This window comes from Mesorhizobium sp. M8A.F.Ca.ET.165.01.1.1, from assembly GCF_004792065.1.
Classification (GTDB): domain Bacteria; phylum Pseudomonadota; class Alphaproteobacteria; order Rhizobiales; family Rhizobiaceae; genus Mesorhizobium.
The window spans coordinates 1-374 of sequence record NZ_SRTH01000109.1 but is presented as its reverse complement, the minus strand read 5'-3'; the positions used below and the strand labels follow the sequence as shown (position 1 = coordinate 374).

1 pseudogene is annotated in these 374 nt (G+C 66.3%); it reads right to left on the bottom strand.

Annotated features, from left to right (window positions below):
• Positions 1-374 (bottom strand): annotated as a pseudogene (locus EN808_RS35320) (MFS transporter); the annotation flags it as partial.

Sequence of the window (374 nt, the reverse complement as noted above, 5' to 3'; positions counted from 1 at the left end):
CGATGGCGCCGATCGCCGAGACGAAGGTGATCATGCCCGACTGGAAGGGTGTCAGCCCGAAGCCGATCTGGAACATCAGCGGCAGCAGGAACGGCACAGCACCGATGCCGATGCGAATCAGCGAGCCGCCGAGCACGGAGGAGCGGAACACCTGATCGCGGAACAGTTCCAGCGCCAGCAGCGGATTTTCGGCGCGCCGCGCATGCATCAGGTAGAGCGCGCCCGAGACCAGTCCGACACCCACGCTGATGAAACCGGCCGCCGGCGGCAGATAGGGCAGGCTGACCACCGACAGGCCGAACACCACGCCGGATGCCGCGAGCCCGCTCAGCGCGAAGCCGATGAAATCGAGCGGAGGCGTTTCCATCGGTTCG